We start from the raw sequence: 22,822 nt of genomic DNA on the forward strand, positions 1-22,822 counted from the left end.
TCGCGAACCATATTTCTTTTCCACATCCCGTGAAAAGTCAGCAAAGCAGACGCTATCGCGTTCGCGTTCGCGTGGTAGCGTCTCCAAAAGTTGCCAAATGAAGCAAAGAGAAGCCTTTCTCCTTGCTTCTCTTCTGACGCTGCGCGTAGCAAGATCCCCTTCAGGGGGTACGCTTCATTTAATTACGCTCACAACTCCAGTAAATATTTTTGTCCACCTACTTATATTCTATTCAACTCAATCAGGGGATGATTTACGCCATCCATTCCACCCAATCGGGGGCATCTGCCACCAGTTGAGCAAACTTGTTCGGGTCAATATCCTCAAACTTGAAGATCACGCCCCACCGCTCATCAATCGTTAGTGTACTGAGTAATTCTTTAACTGACTCCACCCCATATTCAACCCGCTCAATTGCTACCTGGGCATAATATTTAACTTTGTCCCACCAAGAATCACTGAGTTCTGCATCTGTGTCCATACCCCCCCGATTATTACTTCCATCTTCATTAATGGGGGGTGTGGACGGTGCATTAATTCCATACTGAGCTTGCATCCTAGCCGCATAAGCCACATTTCGTTCTTGTTCCTGCTGACGTTTCTTTTCCTTCTCCTCTCGCTGCCTCTGACGATAATCCAGTACGTTCTGGATAAACACCACATCCTCAGTATTCAACCGATAATACCTAACCCGCTTCCCGTCTTCAAGTGGTCGCCGTGATTCAGTAGATAAACCCAGTTGCGAGAGATACTGCCCCAAAATCCACACAGGAGATTCATCGAGGGGAATGGTCAGGTTGAGAATCCCCTTAACGTGAGAGGCATTGCGTTTGGAGAACTCTGCTAAAACCTGAATCATCGCTTCGTCCCCTTTAATCTCAACCCCAGACATGAGATCCATCAACACTGCCCTCAGTCCTAGCCGATGACGCATAAGCCACGCGGTAGAATGATTGCTCCAGTCAGTGCAAATGGCGAGGCGATCGCGCTCCGTCTTGTCCCGTTCCACCACAATATTCGGCGGTGCAACAAACTCCCGCCCAAGGTCATCGGTAATTGTCTCTCCGCTTGGGGCTAAAATTGCCTCCAGTGCGACTATCTTCTTAATTAACCGCCCAGAGTCATCTTTCTCAACCAATTCAGGAGTTACGCTCATGCCGTAGGTGTCCTGTATGCGAAACTTCTCACATTCCAAAGCTTCTTCTGGTTTGAGATAGTCTTGGTGCTGCCTACTGGTGTAAGTTCTTCTATCAATATCTTTGGCGTTAGCAACTTTGCGGTAATACTCCTCATCGATGGCAATACCTGCCGCTTTCATCCACCGGGAAGCCCCCTCATCAGTTGCATCACCCATAGGCGCAATAGTATTGCCCATTTCTTCTAGGAGCGATCGCAAATCAGCCCGTAAATTATTAATCGACCAATTGCGTTGCGCTTCAATCTGACAGCTAGCATCCAATGCCCAATCCTTTTCAGCCCCACGCTTGCCCGTTTCCCTGTCAATGCGAATCAAAAACGCGGTCATCTCGTTCTTCTGGAGAATCTTTTCCTTGATGCGACGGGCATTAGTTTCGGCGTAACCAAAGGGAGGACGCGGAGCAACCCAAACATACATGGGGACATTTGGACGATACCGCCATAACTGCTGGGCGCATTCTGTAGCCGACTGCGAGACAGCATGAAACACGCCAAACACGGCATCAAAATGATAGCTGGAAATGTCAACCCCTGTGCCAAGGCTGGGAGTAATTAAAAAAGCGTCAATATCCTTAATGGCAACGTTAATCTCTCTGATGAAAATCACATTCTCTTCAGAGCCGCTATTTTCCGAGTGAATAGCCCACACCCGTAGCTGTCGGTCTTCGGCTGATTCCGGTGTTTCATCATCCGGCGTATCAATAGATACCCCATCATTCAGCGCTCTCTCCAACTTTTTGATAAACCGCTTACTGTCACTCACCATCATCAGTTTTTTACCCGACATGAGTTGAGCGTGAAACTCGGCAACGATTGCGCTGCTGTTTTTCCCCTCGTACCAATGAACTTGACGACCACCTGAGCGATACTGGTTTTTGATGATGAAAGGTTTTTCACCAGCCGGTCGCAAATTCATGAAAAATTCAATGGTCAGGTCATCAAGGTGAGCATCAGCTAAAACAACCAGCTTGGCATTGTAAACTAGATACTCAAGCACTTCCAGAATCGCCCCCCTGTGTTCTTTGCAGGTTTTGGACTTCAGCAAGTGAGCGAGATACTGGCAGGCTTCATCAATAAATAGAATATCGTAAGCCTGTAAATCATTTGCCATTTTATACAGAGAATCCACGGTAATGCTGAGAGCTTTTACCTGACCCCAATCCCCGCAAGAAATCGCGGAGTACATTGCTGTTTGTAAGCGATCGCTGAGATTCTTGAGCAAAGTAACCCGATGCCCATTGTTCAAAAAACTGAGTTGGGGGTTCTCTCTTCTGAGAACTGCCAAAATTTCAGTCTTTCCTGTTCCCATATCGGAAACCAAACCAACTAACCCAGATTGAGGCAGAGAGTGAATCGCAAGTGAGAGATAGCGGGTATTCACCGTTACATTGGGCTTGTACTTATGGAGTCCCCTGGCACGGTTAATGAAAAATCTTTGCTTGTACTCGCTGATTCTCAAGGCATCAGCAATCATTGTGGTGACGGCTTTATCCGCCTTTCTACCCAGAGCTACAACCCAATCGTCAATTCCTTTCTCTGGCCCTGGCAGCAGCGCTACTTCACACTGCAAGCATTGTTGTATAATGGCTCCGGCTGTGCGGCGTGTGGCTTGAAAAATCTGCTGTTTGGTTTTGGGTTTGCTTTCGTAGTCGAATAGAACAACGAATTTACGCCCCTTTTGAGTCATTGGGACTAAATCAGGGTGCAGTCGTTCTAAATCCTCCTTGCCCACTCGACCATTCCAGATTCCAGGGAGTGCGATCGCTACAAATCCCAAGGTCAGCAAGCAACCACTCTTCTTCTCGCCCTCCGTAAGGATTACAGGGATTTCGGGATGTGCCATTACCCAAGCCCAAAAACCTAACGCCTCTCCTTCTTCGGTAACGGTAATATGTTCTGGCATCGGCACGTTATAGCGAAGTGATACCAACCGCCATAAATGTAGGGGCATTCTCAAGTAGGTAACTCGGTTGGGAGTTTTGGGTGGTGATTCGTACTTGACTGGCTTTTGAGTTTGCTGCTGTGTTGTCTTATCCCATTCGAGGCGGGGGTAATCTGGTTTCATCCGTCCCCAGTCCATCGCCAACCAATCGTTAAGGGGGTCAAGTCCACTAACCCACCATGCACCAGACTCCGCGTGGGCATAACGTTTCAAGTACCCATCACGCAGTCGCCCATCGTTACGTCTGGCAGTTTGAGGTAGGGCGCATAGCAGATATTCGTATATTGATGTCCCCGATAGAGAACGGACATTCAAAGCTGTTAACTTTGGGTCAACAGCACTGGCTAACCATTCATTCCAGTGGTTGACTTCTATGTGAGAGGGGCGAGACATCATCTCGAACCCCCCTATAACTTCATGTGGTTGAAGTGCGCGGTTGCTATTAATCACGGATTTTTCCCTCAAATACTTTGGTTTTCAGTATTTGGAGGGGGTTATCGCGCTGCTTTACCTTATATCTACAGAATTCGCTGTATTTCTTGAATTTGCCCTTGATTGAGCGAAAAAAAACAATTTAATGAATTTTTCTGCCAAAATCTGCAAGCAGAAATTTTGAAATTGCCACAGCAACTCATATATAATATGAGTAAGCAGCGCGGACTAGTCTCTTTTACCAATTAGTGGTTAGACATCTCACCTTCCTTCCACTTCTTTGGTCGTCTAGAGATAAACCCCGCTTCCAAGTAATTTGAAATATTTAATTTTCTACATCGGGCAAAACGTTTACTACCTAGTAGCGCTTTGTCCTTTTAATTTTTGGTGCTGTTGTATATTTACCTCCTTTACAAGCTTCATTTAGGTAATAGCCTGATCTTACAGAACTTTTGGTCGTCTTATATCTAACAAGACCTGACTTTTACTTGAAATTACTTAATAAAAGTTGATAGTTTTTTAAGTAATTGAGGTTCTGTACATTGTCTTCATTCATGTCACCTCCCCTCAAAATTAAAATTGGGAGAAGTAACAGGATTCTAATTTATTATATAGCTCTAATACTCGTAAATCTAAGCGGGATTTTTCTTGCCTCTTTTGGTAAGCCAGTCTTTAATCAAATCCTTGATTACATCTTCCATAACCAAATCATCTTCCGTGCAAGCAAGCTTGAAAGATTTGTGAAGTTCTCGTGGCACTCTGGCACGGACATAAACAGGGTCATCTTTATTGGTTGATGGTCTTCCTGGTTTTTTCTTTTCCTCCATAGCTCGAATACTCATTAATTAATTTTCTTAATTATCGCCAAAGTATAAGTAAATATTACTTTTCGAGTACTTGAGTATTAGAGTTTTCGAGCTATATTAAAGATGCAAGCCAAAAACAGTCACCCAACAAAGGCAATAGAAGCCGGAAAGTGATGCTTTGGCAAGGCTCTAACTGGATATCTGGATTTGTCTAGATTTAGCTAAAAATCAACGTCAAGCCCGAAAAATCAAGACTTTTACCAATCATCTGAACCATGACAGCTATATATTCCAATGCCAAAAACTGGCTCCTTCTTGCAGACTTGTTAGCCAAATCCGGGCTAACTGACATCATCGCCGGAAAAGACTCAGGTGCAGGGTATGGCAAGGCAATCATCGGTGATTTTTCGATCATGATACCTGCCGCATACTCACTTGTTCGCAATCGCAATATTATGCACCACGAAACCATCTCAAAAGATGGGGCATGGGTGCGTTATGTAGAAGGAACGCGCCTGGACTTAAAAGACATTCAATTCTTTTGGGGCAGTGCAGCTCTAGCGCAAAGTGACCACACCCTGCTACACGAAGATAAAGCCAAAAAAGCAGAACTAGCGCTAGAAAGCATCCTTGCCGACTTAGCAGTTCTCAATATTCCCGACGGCATGAAACTTTCAATTAGTTTGAGCAACCACAACCCAGAACGCTGGGGAGGAGAAATCAAGCGCAGAGTGCAAGGTACTCACACCTTCCAACACAAACATCCTGTTAATCGAGAAATTATCACCAAGACAGTTGACATCGCGGTTACAGGGATTTATCCCGAAGGATTTGGCAGCATTGCCCACTGCTTATTCGGTGAAGCGTCCCTGGTGCTTGACCCCTCAGAATTAGCGATCGCACTCGATATCGGTTCATCCACTTGGTTGATTACCGTGTTCAACGGCAGTGGTGCAGTGATTGACCGTCACCTAATTGAAGGTGGAGCCGGTGAACTGCACAGCATGATTGCAGAGGCACTCGACAAACGAAACGACCGAGTGAGTCTGCTGTCCAGGGATGTGAAACACTCACCCAGCCTAATTAACCAAGGGATTATCGAAGGCACTTTTACTTATGGAGGCAACCACCTTACTGGCAAGAAGTTCGAGGCAGAGTACAGCCAGTGCCTAGATGAATGGTGGAGTAGCAGGATTGAGAAATTCGCCAACTTTGTGACTGCTGGTAATTATCTAGACCGAGCGAAATACCTTGTCGCCTGGGGTGGTGGTGTTGACTTGCCAGTAGTGGATGAGAACTTAGCGGCTTTAGGTTTTGTGACCTTAAAGAATCCCCAATATATCAACGCATTGGGGCTGCAATTATTAACTCAAATTTCCAAGGGAGCATAAATAAATGAATTATGAATCTCGGCGCGTAACCATTTCTTTCCTAGCAGTTTCGGAACTGTGCGAATTATTTAATTTACCCCAAGACGTACCCACACAAGCAATTAGTTCTTGCATAGAGAAGTTAGTTTTTCAGCAGCGTAACGTGCAGTCAGGATCAAAAACAGAAACAGTCCAAGTGCAATCAAAAGAGCCAAATAAATTAGCACTTAGCGCAATGGCTAACGGATTCAAAGGAGCGGCATGAAAATATCTAAACCAATTCTATTGTCTATTACTACCACTGCATTTTTAATGCTTGGCTATTTCGGGGTGCAGTATTTCAACAAAAACACAATGTTCACCCTCGCGGCGACTGTTGGAGGTGGAGGTGCAATCAGTTATGTACTTCAAAAACCGAGTGAGCAGAAACCTCCAGCCAGTGAGACTGCACCGACAATCGCACCGATGAAAACACAAAGAAAGGCAAAGAAATCATGAGCGACACAATGCAGGTGCAACCAAGTTTAACGATAGTCGAGGTCATGACCATCATCGAGAGTTGCGAACACATTTTAAGGTTTGTACAAGCATCCTTAGTTTACAAACAAATTGAAGGATCGGAGCGCTTTGGCACATCAAATGACTTAAAAATGGGGGATGCTGTGCAAGCTCTGGTGGAGATTAATCAAGCGATTGTCAACTTCGACTTTGACCGCCAAGACGAGGAAATAGAAGATGCTCTCAATTCCACTTTTACGGCGTAATCAGCTTTACTGTTTTCGCGGTGAACAACTCCGCTATTGCCGTGAGAATAATCAAACTTTCATTTTCACTGACTCCAAGCACAGACATAAGAAGTTGACCCAAAGCCAAGTACAGCTTGAGGTTTTTGAACTTCAGGAATTTTCTGAGAACTGATGGAGAAGCGATTGCACCGACGACCAATCATTGCAATCGCCCACTCTGAAATGTATCTCTCGCCGCAAAACGAAAAGTACATAAGGAATTCTAACACCATGCCACTTAATTATCTAAATCCCAACCACTGGGGCAAATCGACATTAACTGACAACGCATTGAGATTGCAGCAAATTAAAGCAGAAAATCCTAAACAGTGGGCAGCAATGATTGAGGCAGATATCCAGGCACTCTCCATGCCAATTAAAGGAAAAAGTACAGAATTTAGGGCTGTCACGAATGGAAGTTTTCTAGATTATCTACAAAATGAGTATGGCAGCACATTTGAGAAATTAAGTAGAGTGCAACAGCTTTGTATCTTGAAACTGCTTTGCATAAATCTAATTAATTCAGAGGCTTCATTAATAGGTTTTTCTTTGGCAGATAGGGAGTCATGGGAAATCATTGATTTACTCGCCGACATTAATCAAAACCTACCAATTGGTGAATATCTTTCACTGGCAGAAGCAATTATTAATCAGTTGAAAAAATTACCCGAATAAATAGAACAGCGAAATGAGCAAATATTATCTCTGTGAAGCAGACGATGCTGACGAAGGAATAAATAAGGTAACGCCCTGTGACGACGCAGAAACAGCATTGCTTGCAGCAAATTCAAGTACGGCGGCAGTGCATTTTATTTCTACAGTAAACCCTCTAGCTGATGATGAGGCAGAAGATTAAATGACACGTAATTTTGGAACTGCGAAACTCAAAAATCATATCCCCGCAACCGCACCTGGAACATTAGGCGCAATGGGTAAATTGTTTGGAGTAAGTGCTGATGAATTTAATAAAGCATTACTTGGCGATCAGACCACCATTACTAAGATATCCGACCTGGGGAGACTTTCTGATACTGCAAAAGCTAACTTACCAAAAGCGCTGGAAGCATATCGAAAAATCCTAGAAACCACAGGCGATATTAATCAAGCCTACGCCGAACTTGTGCAACTAACCCAGAAGCACGGGGGACAAACTCTCAAAGCGATCAACACTGCCAAAACTGGGGAACAGCGATTAAAAAACGAGATGGTAGAGATGAATGCTGAACTGGTTAACGCCACGACTGCGGAAGCAACTCGCCACGCGCAACGCTCATCATTGATTCAGATATCTGGTGCAACAGCAGACCTCATGGCGATCGCAAAGTATGAGGTCGATATGTTGAAGGCATCCCATAAACTACCCGATGCTCAAGACGCGGCGGATCTAGCTTATGAAAATGCTGTTACTGCTGCATTGTGGTCAAGAGGCAGTGAAGCGAAAACTGACCGGATACCAAAGCCAAATTACAGCCGTAGCGGTGGATTATCCAAAGCTGGTAATTGGTTTAAAAACTTTATGGGCATTTAGTCTGAATTAGCCAAAAGCAGGGGAGTAATATTTCCCCTGTTTCCTTGTGATTTCCCTTGCAGTAGGTAACGCCCAATGAATGAAATCGAATCATTATTATCGCGGTTTCAGCCCAATAATAACCAATCCTCTCCTACTCTGTGGGGTGATGTCACAGGTGAACAACAAGAATCTTCTAGCACTCCAGAAGATGAGGACAGTGAACGGTTGGAGGAATCAATTAGAGAAGTTTTCAGCAATAAACAATTACTGAATAAATCACTCGCTACTTTCCTCGGTGTGTTTGCTGCCAGTGGTGGAGTAAACCTACTGACTTATTTAGGAATTGGGGCAATGGCAACTGGTACTTTATCCAGTGTTGTACTTGGTTTATTTTTCGCTAATGCCCTCACCAAGATTCGATATGATGACCAAATTCACATTGACCGAGAATTCATTGTTGCAGCTGCACAGACAACGAGTGTAGCAGCTTCATTGTGGATTGCTTTTGATGAATATCGGTCGGTGTCCAGCGCAAGTAAAACTGGTAAAACTCTTTTCTATGAAGAAGTAAAGCACTATGAGGTTAAGTCCGTACCACAGACTGATTCACCCTGGACATTAATCGGTAGTTCACTTCTTGGCTTATTGGCGATCGCAGTATTTTTAAAGTGGAGGAATACATGAGTATTCGCTCCTCGTTTGAAGATTATAAGCGCTCTGGGATTGCCAATAACATTACGGTGGGAGTGCTGGCAGTAGCGGCAATGCTGTGCGGTGCTAAGTCCTTCACTGGAACACAAATTAGTTTAGTTGAGTATTGTTTTCGCCCCAAGCACAAACCTAACTATTGCACAACTAATAAGCGCTACATTATGCCAGAAAGTGAGTTTTATGCTGAGACTTACGCACCAGCTAACCCAGAATTTCAGCGTGAAAGTTTTCTACCAGCCAAAGCTACCCGATTAAGAACAATTCCCCCAAGTAATCCTGATAAACCTTGGTGGGGGTTGGCTGCAACTCTGCTGATGACCAGTGCTTACGGACTGAGTAAAGCACGAGAAAAACGATTAATTCAACTGATGCCAGAATACCGAGAATCTACCCGCACCGATTGGCAGATTAATAAACTTTGGCATGGATTGCGATTACATAAAGAAGTATACAGCGCTGAAGTAGATTACGAATTCCATAAATGGGTTGAAAATAGAAAAGCGAGAGGGGCGCAATTAGCGGCAATGTCACCCCAAGAATTAGCTATTTATCAGCAGCAAGTCAGGCTACAAGCTGAAGTCCAAGCACAAGCACAATTGCAAGCAATTAATAGTCAGCCAGCACTCACGGGACAAACTTTAAATGATGTTACCCGCAGTGATGACAAAGTTTCTGGGACTGAGCAACAGGTAATCACACCCAACGATGATTTAGCCACTGGTCAGCGCATCGTTGATGAATTAGTTTCTTCAAAACTCAGCACATTGTTAGCGGCTCCCAGTGGTGCAGGTAAATCCGTAAGTCAAGCATACTGGGTAACTAAATTATTTGAAAAGTTTCCTGATGCTGATGTATATGTCATCGCTCGAAAAAATGACAGCTTTAATGGTCTGAGGCAACAGGGCAAGGTTTTTATTTATGATCCATCGTCACCAGAAACAGCACTTAAAGCACTAGAGATAGTTCATGGAATTTTTTACACGCGATCGCAGTATCCAGAGCATGAACGTGAACAGTTTAAAACTAAACCAGTCCGGTTAATTTTAGCTGATTGGTACTCAATTCACAATGACCTGAGCCAGTGCCATACAAAGTTATGGAATACTCAGGTAAAAACTAAGCTGGCTGATATTGTCACGGTCGCAAGGGAATTTAATTGTAGTTTATTTGCAGATACCCAGACTTTTAACATTACTAGCTTGGGAATTGCTGAGGATAGCAATATCAGAAATAATCTGAACATTATTAGTCAAGGATTGGTGAGCGTTGATGAGGATGGACTAGAGCAAGGTGGTTTTAGTGTTTTGCAGTCCATTATAAAAAATCAATATGTGATGCCTGATGAGGAGGCACGACGGGCGTTCATCGCCACTTCTAAAAGACTAATCGCTATTTCAAATCAGCAGCATATCCCGGTAATTTTCTCTACGGCTGGCAAGGTCAAAATGGGATTACTGCCCAACTTGATGAAGTACAAAGGCGTTGACATTTTTACAACTGTTGATCGGGATGACAATGGCAATAGTGAACATACTCCTAATGCTCCTATACTTTCACGGGAGGCATTAGAAAAGCTTTTTAAATTGAAATCTAATCTGGAAAATCAGGGAGACAATACCCCAGAGGACAAAACGAAGCTTTCACCAATGGCGCAAAAGCTGTATGAATATCTCACCCGAACTGAACGAATAGAAGCTGATGTAAGAGAGTTTAAGGGCAACTTTAAAGTGGCTGGTGAAAGATTCACTGTTGAGCAAATCAAGGGCTGGATGTATGAAATTGTCGGGGCAGGATTAGCGGAGTGGATAGCCGAGGGTGTTATCAAACTAAATCAGATTTAGCTGCCTTGAGTGTCTGGTGTCTCCCCTGAGAAGCCCCCGATTTTGGCAGATACCGGACACCAGCCACCACGGACACCAAACGCTAAAATCCTTGCACAGCACAGACACCACGAGACACCACCGCAGACACCATCAGACACCAAGGGTGTCTCGTGGTGTCCATAGAATTAATCCTGCTTGGAATTTAAATAGCCCCTTCAAAGCTGATTCCAGATATTGAAAAAACCATGATTCGCATAATCAAAATAATGTTCAGAACACCGACTGAGCCTGTGACTGATACGGTTCACATAGCATTGCAATATCCACAATCCATAAAGCTTCTTAATTCATTAGACACGCCAGCACCGCACTCTGCTATTGAAGATGTAATTAAATGCCTGTTGGGTGAGGCTTCATGAGTAATCCTAAATCTTTAACGCCCCAGCAATTAGCAAGACTAAGAGCATTTATTTATGCTGTACCAATTTTAGATCATCAAGAATTTGTCGCCAAGTGGAGTGTAAGGCGCGAGTTAGTTGCAGAAATCTGTCATGTAGATATCCACACTGTTAGCACTTGGTTCAGCCAAGGACGTACTCATCAAGAACCTCAGCTTTACCATTTGTGGTATTTAACAATGGCAGATATTATTTTAGATCAGTATGAAGATTTACCGGAGTTCTTACAAATTCTGCTGCGTCCTGATGATTTTTAAAGGCAGTAAACATAATTCTACTAGGGTGTTGATGACTTGCAATTTCCATGAAAGTTTGAAGGTAGAAATATAAAATTAACTTAAACCGTTAAAAAACCGGAATTGTTCATGGTATATCTACTGTATCCAAAAGAAATTTGTATACAGCACCTAACCATGCCCCAGTACTTCTCCGGTCATAATCGGCACGGTGATGCCTATCTCGGCTCAATGCCTATTTGTCCAAAGTCCAAGTTAGAATAAAATCTAACTTAAATAGAATCACGGTTGTATTTAAATTTGATATATGCATTTGAAATGCTATGAAGCTAAACTATTGGGTTGGTGGATTCGTAATTGTAGTAATCTTATTCTCAAATTCTCTGGCTTTAACACAGACGGGAGAGAGTAGTAACAATCCAGAAAGAGTAAATGAATCACAGCCAACCTATGTTATTGGACTTCGGAAAAATGCTGCTCCTATAAGTTATAGAGTTGATGATCATGATAGTGATCAGTTTGGAGGTTATTGTTATGCCTTCATAGAGACTTTAAAACAGAAAATTACCGGAAATATAAAAACAGTGCTTGCTTCAAGGGAAAAACGTTTCACTGGACAAGGAGAGGATGGAAAAAAACTGGACGCTCTATGTGGACCTGATACTATAACCGCAGGACGTGAGGCTACAGAATTACAAAAAAATGATCTGGATGGAAAATTTTCAAATCCTTTTGCTTGGACAAGCATAGCAGCTTTATTAGAAAAGAAAAATAAAGATACTTTTTTATCTCCACCTTCACCACGAGACTTAAAGATTAGCGTTCTCACCGCAACTACTACTTATGAAGTTGTAAAAGCATTGTACCCTTCATTATTTTCTGGCAAAAAAATTTATAATTCTAATAACTCTGAAGACGCGATTACTAAACTAACAAAAGGAGACGTTATTGCTTATTTTGACGACGAAATTCTTTTGAGAAATAGACTTAAAGAAATATTATCAAAACCACAAAAAAAAGAATATATTATTTTGCCTTTACCAAGTATTATAGAGTACGGAATAATAGTTTTTCATACAAAAGAAAAGAAAAATCAGAAGCTATTGGAGGTGATAAATAATTTATTGGAAAACGCACCACAAAAGACATTTGATAGCACAAAGATTAAAATTTTAAACGAGAATGCGGATTTTCAAAAATTCATTAACAGTGTAAAAGCAAATAATTTATTAGAGCCTACTCCTACTCCTACTCCTACTCCTACTCCTACTCCTACTCCTATTCTTAATCGTACTTTTCTTCAAGGACATTTGTGGTTATTAGTATTTTGTCTTATCATAATTATTTTAATTATTATTATTTTAATTATTATATTGTTGTATAGGGATAAAATTCGTGCTAAAAGAAACAGACGAGTTTCTGCAATACGTACTCCAATCAATGATGAATTAAATCCTCAAAATAGCTCATATTTTGACAAACTTGATCTGTACCACAACAAAAGTGTTGACCCAAGAGCGATCGCAATTTCTTTTAAGAAGTTGGTAGAGAATCACCCACAGGCAGAATTACGAATTGTAGGGATGGAGGTACGAGGCAAAGATAAGTTTTTAGTTCGTGCGGAAACCGCAGCTACATCTAACAAGTCTGAACTTAGTGCTGAATATTTTGACACCTATAATGAAATAAAAACCTTGCCAGACCGAGAAATTAAAGCATTAATGTCTGAAAAGGATAGCAGAATTAGTAGTTTAGAAACTATGGTTAATACGGCCCTACAACGCCCTAGTTATTATTCAAATGTAGAACAGGTAGGTAATATGACAAACAACCCTGGTGGCTTTTCAGTTGGTGGTTCAGTAGGCGGTAATGCCAATAATGTCCAAGGTAACGGCAACTCAGTAGTTCAAGGAGATACAACAATGACTGGCGATCGCAATATCAACACAGGCGGCGGCAACTATAACGAGCGCATTGAACGCGATTATATCCAAGGTAATTACTACGCGGCTGGACAACCGCAGAGCCTTGCCCAAGCTGCTGCCGATATTCAGCTATTACTAAAACAGTTAGAGCAAACTTACCCTACCACCACTACATCACAGCAAATGGTAGTAGCGGCAGAAGCCATAAATCGCATTGAAAGCAACCCATTATTGAAAGAACGAGTAATAAATGCTGTCAAGGGTGGTGGTTTGGCTGCTTTTGAGAAAGCTATTGATAACCCAGCAGGTGCTTTTATTGTTGGTGCTATCAAAGGCTGGCAGGAAGTAGAGGCAGAAGATTAAAGCAACTGAATTAATATACTTCTAGGCTTAAAAATATGGAAGAGCCGAAACCGCCTGAAAACCGCAATATCAATACTGGAGGGGGTAATTATACCGAACGGATTGAAGGCGACTATATTCAAGGTAATTTCTTCAAACGGACTATTATCAGTATCTTCAGATGGACTATCAATATCTTTGTTGAGCAGACAACAACACCAGTAGGCAATCCTGCCAGACCAAAGAACGAGCGGTTACTATTAGCCGCAGTCAAGGAAGAAGTTACAGCACGGTTAAGGCAGTCTCTACACAATGCTGTGCTAATTAATCTGGGCAAGGAGTCGCAACCGCAACAAGTAAAGCGCCCTTGGGATACAGAGATAAAAATTGGCTTAAAGCCTGCTGAACCTCTCCCAGATACCACAACAATTTTAGAAGTTTTTGACTCAGAAGAAATTGCAGGTAAACTGTTAATACTGGGTGCGCCAGGGGCAGGAAAGACTACCACACAATTAGAACTGGCTCAAGCTTTAGTAAAACGTGCGGAAGAGCAGCCTGATTATCCCGTTCCCCTTTTATTCAACTTGTCCTCGTGGAAAGATGACCGACAATCTCTAGCTGATTGGTTGGTGGCAGAACTCAAATCTAAATATCGTGTCTCAACTAAACTTTGTCAAGAGTGGGTAGTCAATCACCAACTGCTGCCCATGTTGGATGGTTTAGATGAACTGGAATCAAAACGTCAAGAATATTGTGTTAACGCAATCAATCAATTGCTACAAGGAGAATACCGTCCTTGGTATCTTGTTGTTTGTAGCCGCAGTGAAGAATATGGAAATTTACTTAAAGCTTATAATACTCCCCTTCAACTTAACGGTGCTATCTGCTTACAACCTCTAAATAAAAATCATATTTATGATTATCTAATTAAAGTTAATAGTACAGGTATATGGCTAACAATTTATAATCAACCTAACTTACTAGAGTTACTTAGAACTCCCTTATTCCTTAGCATTACTATTTTAGCTATTCAAGAAATTTCTATTGAGCGTTGGCAAAAACTTACTTCTACAAATGACCGAATTCAATATTTACTAGATGCTTATGTGAGACTGATGCTGCTAAGGGAAATTGAAAGTAAGGGATACACTAATAACAATCTTCCTAATGCTAGACAAACTAGATTATGGCTTGTTTGGCTAGCACAGCAGTTACAAAGAGAAACTATAACTGAATTTTTGATTGAGAGAATTCAACCTTCTTACTTATCAAATAAAAGTCAAGAACTTATCTATTATTATGGAGTAGCACTGATTATTGGATTAATTGTTGGATTAATTGTTGGATTAACTTTTACAACATTTACCGCAGGTCTAGCCTATGGAATTATTACTAGTGTGTATGTTAGGTATACTGGAATAATTGTAGAAGTAAAAACTTATGAATTACCACGCTTCAATTTATATATTCTTAAAGTTATAATTAAATTATTTATTAGTGAACTCTGGTATGGTTTATGCGATGTGAACATAAATACTATTAATATTAATAGTATTTATAAACTAACCTTATTTTTTAAATTTATATTTTTTTCAAGTATTGTAGTAATTATTGATTTAATTATAGTTCGCATTAAAGGAACATCTAATTTTATATTCTTTCATGAAAATAATCTAATTAAAATAGTTATTAACATTTTTGACTGGTTGTTTATTATAATTATGTTAATTGCTTTGGTGCTATACGCAACCTCTTTACTTCTAATTAGCTTGGGTACTTTATGGGGATTGATTAGAGGAGTATTTAAATTAATTAATGAACTGAAAGGGAATAAAATAATCATTTTCCCTACTTTTCCTAATCAAGGAATTTGGAATTCAATAATTAATGCTATGACTACTGCGTGTATAAGTGGTTTATTTGCTGGAGTAACCTTTGGAACGTTCATTCTAATTCTTAATTTATTAAAATTCAACTCTGACACTGTAGCTGTTGTATTGACGTATGGAATTCTGGGCGCAATGCTAGGTGGAGTAATATCAGGTATAGCTTGTATTCAACACTTCACCCTACGCCTCATCCTATATTGCAACGGCTACATCCCCTGGAACTACGCCCGTTTCCTCGACTACTGCACCGAGCGATTATTCCTCCAGCGTGTTGGAGGTCGTTACCGCTTCATTCACAAACTGCTGCAAGACCACTTCGCTCAAATGGATTTCAAACGGAATTAGGAAGATACAACCGTGATTTTCTTGGCATTTTATGATTCTCAAAATGCGTAGCGATTTAATTACCAGTTATTGAATAATATTAATCTACTATAATTATTCACTTTATTAAGTTTCTTTAGTCCGACTTCTTCAACATACCCGTCAACAGTTCCGACATTTCCCACAGGTCTTTATTCCGGTTATCATCATAAATCATCAGCGTCCTGGGGTCAGCATGACGGCTTAATTTCTGCACCTTTCTAATATTCCCATCAGTCGCATCAAGCGCCGCCGTAATCGCCGAATGCCTGACCCTATGTGGTGACATGGGTTTCTTCACCCCCGCCTTCTTAAAAGCAGTAGCCACTATTTTATAGATGGCATCCGTAGTCAATCTATGCCCTTCATTATGAAAATCCAATGCCGTAAATATCGGTAAATTGCCATTCAAATCCCCTCGTGCAATTAACCAATCTGCAAGAGCAGCCGCCACATCCTTAGACATATCCAAATATTCTTCATTCGTTCCCTTACCCTTCCCCAAAACTCTCAACTTGCGCCCATAAAAATCAAAGTCACCCACATTAAGATGACATATCTCCTGGCGACGCAAAGCTAAACCCCAAAGCACCAGAAAAATTGCATAGTTGCGTTTACCAATCAAAGTCTCCCTATCAAAGGAGTGAATTACTTTTGCTATCGCTTTGCTATCAACACCCCGCGTATCCCGATAAGCCTTAACCTTCTCCCCTGAAACATCCTCTAGGGAATAGTTGCACACTCCCAACTTTCGTCCCATCTTCGCCAACGACTTAATCGCCGCCAACCGCCGATTGATGGTTGCCTCCCGCAGCCCAGATTTAATCAACATCGCTTTGTACTTCAACACCACCATCACTGCTTGCTCTCGCTGCAAGTGCAGAAACTCCAGCACACTATCACCAGTCGGCGGCAATAAAGTCATCTTTACAAAAAAATCCTTCAAATCCTTTTCATAAGCCCGTCGAGTATTGGGGTTACGCTTATCTGCCAAAAGTTGCGCCAACACATCTGGGTCGCCCTGAAGTTGCGCGTCAAAATATCGAGCTAGAGGCGCATCTAAACACGCCTCCAACTCAACTTTAACTAGCTCTCCCCAAATTGGCTCGTTAGGCATAAGTGCTTACTGCCTCGTTATTGATAATACTAATTTCCAATAACGACTATCATTGCATACAATGTTTTTGCCTGAACGTTTACACAAGATATGGCAATAGGCACTTGTTGCGGAAGTCACTAAGTATCATAAGCACTGTGGTAGTCTGTAAAATTGCTGCTTTGATATCGAATTTGATATCAATTTTGGTAGCACAAGAATACTGACAGACTCTGCCCCCAAAGCGATCGCTTTGGACTGCCGATCTGAAAGTAATCCTAGAAAAAAGTAAGCTATCGCCGCGCCACTGGAAGGCATCAAGGAAGAGTCCATCATTAAATAATTGTAATTTTTTATACTAAATGCTTGAATTAGGGCTTGCTGAATAAGTCTCTCAAGTAAATCTAGAAGCCACACAGCTTACAAAATAGTTGTTTCATCGCTCAGTTTCCAAATTTCCCCAGCGATCGCTAACGATTCTGCAAGGGTTTTGAGACTCTAGATGTTATAACCTTGCACTTATTTGTTGAAAAAAGGCTTAAAACCCTTATCTGGTCTATATTACACTTCTATTCAGCAAGCCCTAATTATTCTTGTGTAGACCAACAATTTTACTATTCTTAATATTTCTTTTTTGCTTAAATGTATCAATGTCCTTTTCGCCAGATAAAAGAAATTTTAATAACGACTTGCCTTGAAACTTACAAGTTTGTGTTATTCCGAGCATGGTCAAATACGAGTGAGTGAAAGACTCGAAGAAAGACCCCGATATGTCTCGCTGCTTTGTAAAATGTCTAATAGCACTTTCAGCTCTATTATTGTGCCAAGCTATTCCATCCTCCTCCATAAAAATAAACAATTTTTGTTGATAACGAATGAATCTTTTTTGGTATTTCATAACCAATTGTGATTTATAAAATTTATCATTAATAAAATTTTTATAAAAATGATCAATAGTTGGTTTATATTTTTTAAGATATCGGCTTTTCAAGCCATATCTTTCTACTGTTTCAAAAATAGGCAATATTAAATTCTTAATTTCTAAAATAAAAATTTCAAACTCAGCATCAAATGGCGATTGCAAAAGATCATCATTAAGATTACGAATTAAGTGAACCCAACATTTCTGCTGTCTACATTGAACTGAATCATATCCGGCATAGAAATCTGAAACTAAAATGCCATTATAATTAGCTAGTAATTCATGAACAATATTTGCTTCTCGTGTCTTAGTTAGTTTAAATATTACGTGTTTATTCGTTGTGAAAACCCATACATACTGATCAACCCCTCGAATGCTAATTGTTGTTTCATCAACATGAATGAACGGACTATCTAAAATATGTTTAAGAATTATATTTTCAGTATCAGAGTAGTTGGAAGCAAATGATTTAATACATTCAGTTACTGTAGTTAGTGAAACCTTTTCATTAAATTGTTCCTCCATTAAGTTCACAATATTTTGGTAAGATAATCTTAAAACAAGTCTTTGGTAAACTATCCAGGATTGAAAAGCATGACCGAAAAGTTTATTACCTCTTTTATTGATTTCTTTGGGATAATAGCGAATATTACAGGTTCTACAATAACTTATTGCTCCCAAAAACTTTATAACTGATTTTCTAATGCCATTTTTTGTAAAAACAAGATTTATCACAGTCCTTTCAACTGTTTTATTCAAATTTTCAAGTGATTTACCACAGTTAAAACAGCTTATTTGTGCAGGTAAATGAACTATATTTCCTGCTTTGGGAATTAACCTTTTATAACCAACTTTATTTTGCTTGCTAGCTTTCCTTTCACAAGCTTCTACCGACTCATTTCTCTGAAACTTTATCTTACTTTTATCATAAGAAATATAGGCAAACTTTAAAATTTCTTTTAACTGTTCATTAACCTCAATACCAATTTCTGTCAAATTATTTTTAATATAATCGGGAAATATGACATCTAAGCCAATAGTATCTCTAAAAATTGAAATCTTCTCAAACAGTAATTTTAAAGCATTACAATCGTCATAATTATATTTAATTAATAACTTTTTATGTTTATCACTTTGTACTTCTTCCCATTCATACCGCCAAATAAGACTTTGTAAGCCTGATGCATCCTTACATTCCCAAGAAGCGCCGAGAAAATTACCAATCTTCTTGAGATTATTAGAGAGTACAGGAAAGTAAATCTTGCCATAAATATATGAGTTTATATTGACTAATCGTTTTTTAATCGCCTCAACATCGGTTGAGTACTTTCTCGATAATTCATTAATTGCTCTTGTTTCGTAACTTCCATAATGATATATCGGGGCTTCAGGATATTCATTAATATAAGAGACTAAGTGATTCCAAATTTTTTCTTCATCATCGATTGTATCTGCCCAAAAGGAGTGATAAACACAGACTGATTCCTGACATACTAATAAACCTATCAAATAGTGGAAGTGTTCATCGGGTATGCCCTCAATGTCTAGGAATAGCTCCAAATAATTTCTGGAAACTTCTGGTAAAACTTGCACATATATTTTATTCTCTCTAATAGCTAAAGCTTGTAGTTCTAAATTATCCTGTAAAGGAGATTTAGTGATTTTTGCCTTTTTTTTATTTTTTCTAGGTTTGAAGAGATAGGAAAGTTGATGAATTGTAAAAATACCTTTTCTGTTATATTTATAAATGGCTTTTGGAGTCATTCGGTCTAATAAGCTTAGATTATTCTCCTGCTCTGCTTTTTCTCTACATAAAGCTTGAAACTGGCATATTTGGCAATGTTTATTAAGAATAACTGGAGGAGGTTCAGCAGGAGGTGTTGCTATCCATTCCCTCAGAGGTTCAATTAACAATCTGAGCATTTTATAGCTGTTTGTAAGCTTCAGTTTATGGACTTCACCTCCCATGCTGATGATGATTCCATATTTAGTTGGCTGATTCTGGATTTGTTCCAGGATATACCCAATAAACAACAATTCAATTTTCTGCTCTTTCGTCAGGCTGTATGTTCCCACAGTAATTGCTGGTTCATAACTATATTGATCTAAGGATGAAGCCCTTTCTCCTTTCATCAGAACATCACAATAAGCTTCTAATCCATTAACGGATAGTCTCGCTTCAATCAGAAAATCAATGTTCCTATTTAGTGCCTTGACATCATATAGTTGAACTAGTGAATTTTTCTGCTTTATCCTAGTTATATATTCTTCATAATTCTTACTTTTTCGCTGTTGAAGAATGCGAATATACTCGTGTGAAGTACCCCCATCTTCTGTAAAAATAAGTAAGAAGGCTTTTCGATGACATTGCGAGTAGGCTACTACGACCTCAGATGTAATTATGTTTTTACTCATAAGTCTTTCAGTTGTCGTATATATTCAGGATTGGTAAATTAGGGAATTTTCAAAAGACTCAAAAACTCTTAAAATAGGCAGTTTACAGGTTTTTATAAATACCACGTTAAAACAATAGCGGAATTGAGGCAATGGCGTTACCCAATTCTTTTGGCTCCAGCTTATACAGACCACCTCCGTAGACGCGACCCTCTCCCATCAGCATTTCATCAGAAATCTCATTCAAAGCCTGCCACACTTGCTTTATTTTTTCCGGATTTTGTGAAAGTGCTTGAGTCAAAACAGGCTTGGGATACAACATCAAGTAAACGTTAGTAGCTGTAGCTTGGGAGTTATTGAGAATAAAGCGGAAGGGTCTGCCTCTTTTGGTGTCTTGACGACCCATATAGGTACAAAGAAATGGGGAAGGTGGACGATTCTCCTGTGAATACCAGGGAGAGCGATGTCTGCACAAATAGCGATCGCTAATTCCATTCTCTACTCCCATCTGGAGATATTCCCAAAGCATCGGATACTTTGCTTTCACCTCAGATAAAGGCAAATGGCAGTCTAGCAAAAATAGCTGCTGTGACAAAATGGGATTACCCACGTTATTAGCTTCAATTTCATCAACTAATAAATAGCGGGGACTAGGTAGAATCGGCTTGAAGAACTCTGTTGGAATTTGATACGCAGTAACTTGCTGCTTTGTGAGGACAAAGAAATTATTAGCTCCCGTAGCTAGCCCCCGTTTGATAGTAAATAAATCTTTTAGCTGAAATTGCTGAAAATTGTCACTTGTTTTATTTGAGACATTTCCAATCTTTATCCACTTGGTTTTATCGCATAACACCTCTACAGAAATATGCTGACGAAAGTCAGGTTCTGTCAGACTACCGCCATAGCTGAACTCAACATGATGGTTAGCTGGTGGCAAAGCCTTCTTAAACCAAACAACTGCACTAGATACTAATGCATCTTCAAATTGGACATCATTTGGATGAAACCGATGAACGCGCAGCAATGTAACCTGATTCAACAGATACTCCTTAACTTGCTGCCCGTAATTAACGTCCATAAATCCACTGGGAATTAGCCAACCAGCCAAGCAATTATCAGCCATCCATGCATCCGAAATACTCAAAAAATGGCAGTAAAGGCTAGCTAATTTGCTGAGTTTTATTCCTATTATCTGAAGAGTTTTACTTTGTAATCGCTGCTTTTCAACTCGGCTCAAATGATGATGTCGTACATAAGGTGGATTGCAAATGAGTAAATTAGCTTTTTTATAATCAGAGTTTGGTAGTGTTGCTTGGGTAAAGTCAGTAATATTCAACCTTAGTGGCGTGTCACGCCAAAGCGAAATCGCCTCTAAGCCGTAGTGTGGATCAATTTCGTAACCTACTGCTTCTGCAATTTGTGATGAAGGAAATACCTGTAATAATGCCGAGTAGAAAGAACCTGTGCCAAAAGCTGGGTCAAGAAAACGAATTTTGAGATTAGTAGGAAATAACTCAAATGCATATTTCAAAATGTCGGATGCCAAATCTGTTGGTGTGGCAAACTGTCCGAGTTTGTTACGCTCGATTTGGGTTTTGGCTTCATCTAATTGAAATTGACGCAACGCCCTGGTTTGTTCTGTAGCTTTCGTTATATTCATATTCCAAATAATGCTAGATCCTCGATGCGATGTTCCCACAACCAGTCAATTCCTTCAGCAGCTTCATAGCCCAAGTAGCCGCTATCAAAATAACCGCAAAGGAACAGGACAAAACGCACTTGATTACCGTAGTTACTCCTTAATTGAGCGATTTTAACGGCTTCCTCTTTGCGTCGTTTGTTGGGATTGGTAAAATCTCCAGCTGATTTAGCTTCAATGAGTAGAGGTAAATCACCAAGTGTAGACTGGAGGGGCATAATCACAGCGTCAATGGGGATATTCACCTGTTTGCTGCCAGACTGCAAGTTTACTGGAATATTGAGTCGAAATGAGAAAGTCCCTAGTTCCATTGTCTCAAATCTCAATCCGGCTCCTCCCCTTACGTAAGTGTAGCCCCGCTCCTCCAAGTGTTGCCTGATTGTGGCAAGCTGTCTCTGCTCTTGAGCGTTGCGAATTATTGGATCAGCCAGCGCACCACAAAATCGGTCTGCAACAATTGTTGCCGCCCTGTGGATTTGTGTATCAGTCGGTTCTAGCATTGTATCCAACCAAGGGAAGATGTCTTTATCAATTAGCCGTGCAATTACTTGAGCGATTTTTTCCAGTTCGGCATTCAGCATTGTACTGTTCATCTTTGGTGGGATGCGCTGATCAACTTCCATATTTTTTATCAGGTTGGGCGACACCCCAGCTAGTCCGATAAGGCGATCGCGGGCAATAGGTGGTGCTGTTGCCATCCGCAGTATAGGGAGAACCGATGGATGTTGGCGTAACACGGCAGGCGTGATGTTGGTCAGATTGGCTGTCTCCTCCAATGCCGATTCAACTTGTTGCGTTGTAGCAATGCGAGTATCCCGGTAAGCTCTGGGAGCAAATTCCATAAACCAACTGTTGTAAAAGTCTACCGACTGGGCAATATCTTGCTTCCACAGGTGCGGTTTATCAGCATTTACTGGCACTA

At 40.5% G+C, this 22,822-nt stretch carries 21 protein-coding genes; 13 read left to right on the plus strand and 8 right to left on the minus strand.

The annotated features are described in order from the left end of the window. Window positions 1-253: 253 nt before the first annotated feature. On the minus strand, window positions 254-3,535 hold the full coding sequence (locus ACYTXL_RS14015) for a plasmid replication protein, CyRepA1 family (protein ID WP_461925291.1): 3,282 nt from the start codon (window positions 3,533-3,535) through the stop codon (window positions 254-256). 668 nt (window positions 3,536-4,203) lie between these two features. Continuing rightward, window positions 4,204-4,413: a plasmid partition protein ParG gene (locus tag ACYTXL_RS14020; RefSeq protein ID WP_461921107.1), complete on the minus strand. Its 210-nt coding sequence runs from the start codon at window positions 4,411-4,413 to the stop codon at window positions 4,204-4,206. Between the two features lie 239 nt (window positions 4,414-4,652). On the opposite strand from ACYTXL_RS14020, the gene ACYTXL_RS14025 reads away from it, so the two are divergent. The 4 genes from ACYTXL_RS14025 to ACYTXL_RS14040 are packed head-to-tail and all read left to right on the plus strand — an operon-like array spanning window position 4,653 to window position 6,511. Then, complete coding sequence (locus tag ACYTXL_RS14025; protein WP_461921108.1) at window positions 4,653-5,768, plus strand: ParM/StbA family protein; 1,116 nt, start codon at window positions 4,653-4,655, stop codon at window positions 5,766-5,768. Between the two features lie 4 nt (window positions 5,769-5,772). Continuing rightward, window positions 5,773-6,012, plus strand: coding sequence for a hypothetical protein (locus ACYTXL_RS14030; protein ID WP_461921109.1), 240 nt, complete (start codon window positions 5,773-5,775; stop codon window positions 6,010-6,012). A gap of 20 nt (window positions 6,013-6,032) precedes the next feature. Next, window positions 6,033-6,245 carry a hypothetical protein gene (locus ACYTXL_RS14035; RefSeq protein WP_461925276.1) on the plus strand — a complete coding sequence of 71 codons (213 nt, stop codon included), beginning with the start codon at window positions 6,033-6,035 and terminating at the stop codon, window positions 6,243-6,245. After that, window positions 6,242-6,511 carry a hypothetical protein gene (locus tag ACYTXL_RS14040; RefSeq protein ID WP_461921111.1) on the plus strand — a complete coding sequence of 90 codons (270 nt, stop codon included), beginning with the start codon at window positions 6,242-6,244 and terminating at the stop codon, window positions 6,509-6,511. The genes ACYTXL_RS14035 and ACYTXL_RS14040 overlap by 4 nt, the downstream gene beginning before the upstream one ends. Before the next feature lie 65 nt (window positions 6,512-6,576). Here the strand turns inward: ACYTXL_RS14040 and ACYTXL_RS14045 are convergent, their stop codons facing one another. Beyond that, on the minus strand, window positions 6,577-6,747 hold the full coding sequence (locus ACYTXL_RS14045; protein WP_461921112.1) for a hypothetical protein: 171 nt from the start codon (window positions 6,745-6,747) through the stop codon (window positions 6,577-6,579). A 16-nt stretch (window positions 6,748-6,763) separates the two neighbouring features. On the opposite strand from ACYTXL_RS14045, the gene ACYTXL_RS14050 reads away from it, so the two are divergent. The 9 genes from ACYTXL_RS14050 (at window position 6,764) to ACYTXL_RS14090 (ending at window position 15,771) form a co-directional block, all read left to right on the plus strand. Further along, a complete protein-coding gene (locus tag ACYTXL_RS14050; protein ID WP_461921113.1) occupies window positions 6,764-7,207 on the plus strand; it encodes a hypothetical protein in 444 nt (147 codons plus the stop codon). Between the two features lie 13 nt (window positions 7,208-7,220). Beyond that, window positions 7,221-7,388, plus strand: coding sequence for a hypothetical protein (locus ACYTXL_RS14055; protein ID WP_461921114.1), 168 nt, complete (start codon window positions 7,221-7,223; stop codon window positions 7,386-7,388). Further along, window positions 7,389-8,060: a hypothetical protein gene (locus tag ACYTXL_RS14060; RefSeq protein WP_461921115.1), complete on the plus strand. Its 672-nt coding sequence runs from the start codon at window positions 7,389-7,391 to the stop codon at window positions 8,058-8,060. Between the two features lie 75 nt (window positions 8,061-8,135). Then, the gene (locus ACYTXL_RS14065) at window positions 8,136-8,726 is read left to right on the plus strand and encodes a hypothetical protein (protein ID WP_461921116.1); all 591 of its coding nucleotides are present in this window, start codon (window positions 8,136-8,138) and stop codon (window positions 8,724-8,726) included. Further along, the gene (locus tag ACYTXL_RS14070) at window positions 8,723-10,594 is read left to right on the plus strand and encodes a type IV secretory system conjugative DNA transfer family protein (protein ID WP_461921117.1); all 1,872 of its coding nucleotides are present in this window, start codon (window positions 8,723-8,725) and stop codon (window positions 10,592-10,594) included. Before ACYTXL_RS14065 ends, ACYTXL_RS14070 begins: the two co-directional genes overlap by 4 nt. 9 nt (window positions 10,595-10,603) lie before the next feature. Next, entirely contained in the window at window positions 10,604-10,759 is a 156-nt protein-coding gene (locus ACYTXL_RS14075) for a hypothetical protein (protein ID WP_461925277.1), read from the plus strand. A 232-nt stretch (window positions 10,760-10,991) separates the two neighbouring features. Beyond that, a complete protein-coding gene (locus ACYTXL_RS14080; RefSeq protein ID WP_461921118.1) occupies window positions 10,992-11,291 on the plus strand; it encodes a hypothetical protein in 300 nt (99 codons plus the stop codon). 302 nt (window positions 11,292-11,593) lie between these two features. After that, window positions 11,594-13,558 carry a type 2 periplasmic-binding domain-containing protein gene (locus tag ACYTXL_RS14085; protein ID WP_461921119.1) on the plus strand — a complete coding sequence of 655 codons (1,965 nt, stop codon included), beginning with the start codon at window positions 11,594-11,596 and terminating at the stop codon, window positions 13,556-13,558. A 35-nt stretch (window positions 13,559-13,593) separates the two neighbouring features. Beyond that, entirely contained in the window at window positions 13,594-15,771 is a 2,178-nt protein-coding gene (locus ACYTXL_RS14090; protein WP_461925278.1) for an NACHT domain-containing protein, read from the plus strand. A 115-nt stretch (window positions 15,772-15,886) separates the two neighbouring features. Here the strand turns inward: ACYTXL_RS14090 and ACYTXL_RS14095 are convergent, their stop codons facing one another. The 5 genes from ACYTXL_RS14095 to ACYTXL_RS14115 all read right to left on the minus strand — a co-directional run bounded on the left by ACYTXL_RS14095 (window position 15,887) and on the right by ACYTXL_RS14115 (window position 22,820). Continuing rightward, entirely contained in the window at window positions 15,887-16,906 is a 1,020-nt protein-coding gene (locus tag ACYTXL_RS14095) for a tyrosine-type recombinase/integrase (RefSeq protein ID WP_461925279.1), read from the minus strand. Between the two features lie 126 nt (window positions 16,907-17,032). After that, window positions 17,033-17,221, minus strand: a complete 189-nt coding sequence (locus ACYTXL_RS14100; RefSeq protein ID WP_461925280.1) for a hypothetical protein — start codon at window positions 17,219-17,221, stop codon at window positions 17,033-17,035. 247 nt (window positions 17,222-17,468) lie between these two features. Next, the gene (locus ACYTXL_RS14105; protein ID WP_461925281.1) at window positions 17,469-20,222 is read right to left on the minus strand and encodes a TM0106 family RecB-like putative nuclease; all 2,754 of its coding nucleotides are present in this window, start codon (window positions 20,220-20,222) and stop codon (window positions 17,469-17,471) included. 106 nt (window positions 20,223-20,328) lie between these two features. After that, on the minus strand, window positions 20,329-21,861 hold the full coding sequence (locus tag ACYTXL_RS14110) for an Eco57I restriction-modification methylase domain-containing protein (protein WP_461925282.1): 1,533 nt from the start codon (window positions 21,859-21,861) through the stop codon (window positions 20,329-20,331). Further along, a complete protein-coding gene (locus tag ACYTXL_RS14115) occupies window positions 21,858-22,820 on the minus strand; it encodes a XamI family restriction endonuclease (RefSeq protein ID WP_461925283.1) in 963 nt (320 codons plus the stop codon). The genes ACYTXL_RS14110 and ACYTXL_RS14115 overlap by 4 nt, the downstream gene beginning before the upstream one ends. Window positions 22,821-22,822 lie beyond the last annotated feature (2 nt).

It is taken from the genome of Nostoc sp. (genome assembly GCF_054880495.1).